General features: G+C 70.2%; 5 protein-coding genes and 2 pseudogenes. 3 read left to right on the forward strand and 4 right to left on the reverse strand.

Annotated elements, in window-relative coordinates; translation table 11 throughout:
• The 4 genes from I53_RS31400 to I53_RS16315 form a co-directional block, all read right to left on the reverse strand.
• The coding region (locus I53_RS31400) for an FGGY family carbohydrate kinase (RefSeq protein ID WP_148291168.1) at positions 1-140 on the reverse strand (140 nt) is incomplete at its 3' end.
• Positions 141-195: 55 nt separating this feature from the next.
• The gene (glpD, locus tag I53_RS16305) at positions 196-1,728 is read right to left on the reverse strand and encodes a glycerol-3-phosphate dehydrogenase (RefSeq protein WP_043352535.1); all 1,533 of its coding nucleotides are present in this window, start codon (positions 1,726-1,728) and stop codon (positions 196-198) included.
• Positions 1,729-1,812: 84 nt separating this feature from the next.
• Positions 1,813-2,634 (reverse strand): DeoR/GlpR family DNA-binding transcription regulator, encoded by an 822-nt coding sequence (locus tag I53_RS16310; RefSeq protein ID WP_043352536.1) that lies wholly within the window; start codon positions 2,632-2,634, stop codon positions 1,813-1,815.
• Positions 2,635-2,903: 269 nt separating this feature from the next.
• Entirely contained in the window at positions 2,904-3,149 is a 246-nt protein-coding gene (locus I53_RS16315) for a hypothetical protein (protein WP_051044842.1), read from the reverse strand.
• A 206-nt stretch (positions 3,150-3,355) separates the two neighbouring features.
• Between I53_RS16315 and I53_RS16320 the strand changes: the two genes are divergently transcribed.
• The 3 genes and pseudogenes from I53_RS16320 to I53_RS16330 form a co-directional block, all read left to right on the forward strand.
• Positions 3,356-3,850 (forward strand): chemotaxis protein CheW, encoded by a 495-nt coding sequence (locus tag I53_RS16320; RefSeq protein WP_043352540.1) that lies wholly within the window; start codon positions 3,356-3,358, stop codon positions 3,848-3,850.
• Between the two features lie 7 nt (positions 3,851-3,857).
• Positions 3,858-4,433: pseudogene (locus I53_RS16325) on the forward strand (protein-glutamate O-methyltransferase CheR); the annotation flags it as partial.
• 92 nt (positions 4,434-4,525) lie between these two features.
• A pseudogene (locus tag I53_RS16330) lies at positions 4,526-4,900 on the forward strand (septum formation inhibitor MinC); the annotation flags it as partial.

Consider the following 4,900-nt stretch of genomic DNA (forward strand, 5'->3'; position numbering starts at 1 on the left):
TCATGCTCGACATGGCCCGGGGCCGGGTAGATCTGCGCATGCTCGGCCTGGGCCAGCGCGATCACGCTGCCCTCGCGGTCGAACACGATGAAGCGGCTGCTCGTGGTGCCCTGGTCGATGGCCCCGACGTAACGGCTCATCGTTCCCTCCCCTGTGATGCCCGACCGGTCTGGCGCCGGATCGAGGCCGAAAAGATCAGGCTGCCTCGGCCTTGCGGTCGAGGTAGGCGGTCAGGCGCGCCGCGCTGTCCGCGCTGGTGCGCAGGCCGAGCTTGGAGCGCCGCCAGAGGATATCCTCGGCGGTCACGGCCCATTCCTCGGTGCGCAGGTAATCGACCTCGGCCGCCGTGAGCCCGCCGTCGAAGACCTCGCCGAGATCGGCCATGGATTGCGCGGTCCCGACGATGTCCCGGGCCCGGGTGCCGTAGGCGCGGGCGAGGCGCCGGGCGGTCTCGTCGGGCAGGAACGGCTTCTCGGCCCTCAGCTTGGCGAGGAACTGGTCGAAATCGGCATCCTTCATGGCGCCCCCGGGCAGGACCGCGTCGCCGGTCCAGGTCTTCCTGAGCGCCGGGAAGTACGGCTTCAGCTTCTCCAGCGCGTGCTCGGCGAGCCGCCGGTAGGTGGTGATCTTGCCGCCGAAGACCGAGAGCACCGCCGCCCGTCCGCCCTGGTCCTCGACGTCAAGGACGTAGTCGCGGGTCACCGCCGAGGCGTTCTCGGCCGCGTCGTCGTAGAGCGGGCGCACGCCCGAATAGCTCCAGACCACATCGGCCGGGGTGATCTTGGTGTCGAAGGAGCGGTTGATGCAGCCGCACAGGTAGTCGGTCTCTTCCGGCGAGATCGAGACCGGGCCGGGCTCGCCCTCGTAGGGGACGTCGGTGGTGCCGATCAGCGTGAAGTCCCGTTCGTAGGGAATCGCGAAGATGATGCGCTTGTCGGGCTGCTGCAGGATGTAGGCCTGATCGCCCGCGAACAGGCGCTTGACCACGATGTGGCTGCCCTTGATCAGGCGGACCGCCGCGCGGCTGTTGATGCCCAGCGTGCCGCCGAGCGTCTCGCTGACCCAGGGGCCGGCGGCATTCACCACCGCCCTGGCCCGGACGGTGCGCTCGGTCCCGCCGCGCTCGTCGCGCAGCGTCGCGACCCAGCCGTCGCCCTCGCGCCGGGCCGAGACGACGCCGGTGCGGGTCAGCACCGTGGCGCCGCGCTCGCGGGCATCCATGGCGTTGAGCACGACGAGGCGGCTGTCCTCGACCCAGCAGTCGGAATAGACGAAGCCGCGCTTGAGGCGCTTCTGCAGCGGCGCGCCGTAATCGGAGCTGCGCAGGTCGACGCCGTGGGAGCCCGGCAGCGTCCGCAGCCGCGCCAGATGATCGTAGAGGAACAGGCCGAGCCGCAGCATCCAGGCCGGGCGCAGGCCCTCGTCGTGGGGCAGCACGAAGCGCAGCGGCCAGATCACGTGCGGCGCGAGCCGCAGCAGCCGTTCGCGCTCCGCCAGCGCCTCCCGGACGAGACGGAACTCGTAATATTCGAGGTAGCGCAGGCCGCCATGGATCAGCTTCGTCGAGGAGGACGACGTGAATCCCGCGAGATCCCCGCGCTCGGCCAGCAGGACCGACAGGCCCCGGCCGGCTGCGTCCCGGGCGATGCCGGTGCCGTTGATGCCGCCGCCGACGATCAGGAGATCGTAGGCGTCGGACGGCTCGCGCTGGCGCGTTGCTGCCGCCATGGTTCCTCCAAGGCCGCCCTGATGGCGGGTTGGCATAATATTGACACGGCCGTGTGTTTTCGCAAGCGAAAAAATGGATGTTCGTTACGGTTCGTCCGCGCTGTCGGCCACCGCGAGGGTGACACCCTGGCGCTCCATGAGCGCGACCACCTCGGCCGGCGGCATCCGGTCCGTGAAGAAGGTGTCCACCTGCTCCAGACGCCCGACCTGGACCATCGGCCGACGACCGAACTTGGTGTGGTCGGCCACCAGGAAGGTCTTGCGGGCATGGGCCAGGATGGTCTGCGTCGCCCGGACTTCCTCGTAATCGTAGTCGAGGAGCGCCCCGTCGGCGTCGATGCCGCTGATGCCGATCACCGCCACGTCGACGCGGAACTGGCTGAGCGTGTCGCAGGTGAGCTGGCCCAGCACGGCGCCGTCGCGGTTGCGCACGGTCCCGCCGGCCACGACGATGCGGAACTCGGTGGCCTCGGCCAAGGAGATCGCGACGTTGAGGTTGTTGGTGATGATGCTGAGATCGTCGTGCCGGGTCAGCTCCCGGGCGACGGCCTCCGGGGTCGTGCCGATGTTGATGAAGACCGAGCAATGCGACGGGATGCGGCTCGCCGCGAGGCGGCCGATCCGGCTCTTCTCCGGCAGCAGGGTGACGCGGCGGTCGGCGTAGTCGATGTTCTCGACGCTCGACGGCAGGCCGCCGCCGCCGCGGTAGCGCTCCAGGCGGCCCTCGGCGCTCAATTCGTTGAGGTCGCGGCGGATCGTCTGGACGGTGACGCCGAACTGCGTCGCCAGGGCCTCGATGGTGACGAAGCCGCGCTGCCGCACCGCCGTGACGATGGCGCTGCGTCGCCCCTCGACGCCGGTCGCCTCGACCCTGTCGTCGGATCTCCGGTCGAGCGGTCGTGACATCGATACTCCCTCGCGTTGCCTCCGGCCGCCGCACCGCTGTATCGGTGTTCGGCCGATGTTCGTTTGCGAACATTTTTCGTTGTCGAAGGCCGCCGCGCAAGCTTGGACCGCCTGCGGCCGGCCCGCAACCGCCGGCGGTCCGAACTATGATTCAAGGGGGCGCGGACGCCCGGCCCGCCGGCGAGCGGGCACAAAAAAGGCCTGCCGCGCATGCGACAGGCCAAGCCACCCGGGCGGTGCCGTCTCCGGCACGCCCTGGGGCCCTTCGATCACATGTTGTGGCGCATCCGGCGGTGATGCTTCATCATCTTCTTGTGCTTCATGCGCTTGCGCATCATCGGACGCTGGGCCGGAGCGGCGCCCTGCTCCATCGCGGCGGCCTCGCCGGCGCGCTCCATGCCGCCGCGCGGGCCACCGGCCTGTGCGCCAGAGGCGTTGTAGGGCGAGTTACCCTGGGCGTAGGCGGAGCCCGCGAGGAGCGTCAGCGACGCGGCGGCCAACAGAAGTTTCCTCATCATCAATCCCTGGCGTAGACCGGCGCAGGCAAAGCGTCGCACCTCGTCAGGCGCGTTGCCGCTGCGTCGGAAAATAAGCGGCCCAGACGAGACTTGGTTCCGCAGTCCCCGCCCTTGCAGCGCACAATTGCCGGGAGCGTTAACTCGGCCTATGTCGCGTCCCGTCCCGGCCCGGCCGCGACCGAGCACGAGGGGAGCGGGTGGCGGTGGCCAGCAGCGGTTCGGCCTATCTCCTGCTGGATGTCGCCGGCACGGCCTGCGCCCTGCCCCGCAGCGCGGTCGCCGAGATCCTGCCGCTCCCGGATCTCCACACGCCCCCCGCGGCCGGAGGCTGGCTCCTCGGCTTCCTCAATCTCGGCGGCGCGCCGGTTCCGGTGATCGATCTGGCGACCTTGCTGGGCCTGCGCCCGGCGGTCGCGGCGCCCGGCCTCTACGCCCACCTCGCGCTGATGCAGGGCGAGGCCGTCGCCTATCTCGTCGATCGCGTGGCGGATCTCATGACCGTCCCGGACTCCGCGATCCGGCAGGCCGAGGAGGCCGATACCCTCAACGGCTGCGTCGCCGCCGAGCTGGTCCTCGGCGAGCGCCTCGTCCACGCGCTGGCGCCGGAGCGTCTCCTGACCGCGCAGGAACGCATCCGCGTCGACGCCCTGACGCGGGCCGCCGCCGAACGTCTCGCCGCGCTGCCGCACTCCGTCTGACCGCGCGATGGCCCGTCCGGGTAGTCCCCGTCCCGATCTGGGTGCCGATCCCGCCTACGCGCCCCTCAAGGCGCGGATCATCGCGCGCACCGGCCATCATTACTACATCGACAAGGACGAGTTGCTGATCGAGCGGCTGCACCGCCGCTTCCGCGCCGCGGCCGTGGCCGACTGCGCCGCTTACGCGGGTCTCCTGTCTGACGGCGCGTCGGGAGAGGCGGAATGGGCCCGGCTCGAGGCCGAGATCACCGTCGGCGAGACGTTCTTCTTCCGCTACGCCGAGCAGTTCCAGGCGCTGCGCGAGACGATCCTGCCGGCGCTGATCGCCGCCCGGGCCTCCGAACGCGTCCTGCGCATCTGGAGTGCGGGCTGCTCCACGGGGGCCGAGCCCTATTCCCTGGCGATCCTGGTGCACGAACTGCTCGGCGATGCCCTGCCCGACTGGCGGGTCTCGATCCTCGGAACCGACATCAGCACCGAGGCGCTGGCCACCGCCCGCGCCGCCGAGTACGGCCGATGGGCCCTGCGGACGATGCCGCCGGAGGACCGGCTGCGCTACTTCACCCGTCTGCCGGCCGCTCCTCCCGGCAGAATTTGCCGACCGGATCAGAAACTTAACCCTTCGGTAACCATACCCGCCGTCAATGGTCCGGTAAGGACTCTTAACGGGCGGACATGAGCGAGACCCACCCCGAGCCGATCGATCCGGAGACCGTCCCCGCGGCGGCTCCTTCCGCGCCCCGGCCGCTCAGCCTGCGCGGACGGGCCTTCAAGGCCCTGGCCCTCTCCCCCGAGCCGCCGCTTCCCGAGTGGCTCGCGGGCCTCGACGCGGCGCTCAAGCGCTCGCCGACCCTGCTGAAAGGCCGGGCCGTCATCCTGGATTGCGCCCAGCTCAAGCCCGAGCCGGACGCCCTCGAAATGTTAATGAACGAACTCAAGGCCCGCGGCATCGCGGTCCTGGGCATCGAGGGCGCCGACACGGTCCTGGACGGCCNNTGCGCGCTTCTCGTCAAGGGACACCCGTCCGAAGAGGTCGAGATCCCGAGCGTC

This window comes from Methylobacterium sp. B1, from assembly GCF_000333255.1.
Classification (GTDB): domain Bacteria; phylum Pseudomonadota; class Alphaproteobacteria; order Rhizobiales; family Beijerinckiaceae; genus Methylobacterium; species Methylobacterium fujisawaense.

Excerpts from the sequence above, each read along its gene's own strand:
- I53_RS16310 (WP_043352536.1), bottom strand. The coding sequence starts at position 2,634 with ATGTCACGACCGCTCGACCGGAGATCCGACGACAGGGTCGAGGCGACC.
- glpD (WP_043352535.1), bottom strand. The coding sequence starts at position 1,728 with ATGGCGGCAGCAACGCGCCAGCGCGAGCCGTCCGACGCCTACGATCTC.
- I53_RS16315 (WP_051044842.1), bottom strand. The coding sequence starts at position 3,149 with ATGAGGAAACTTCTGTTGGCCGCCGCGTCGCTGACGCTCCTCGCGGGC.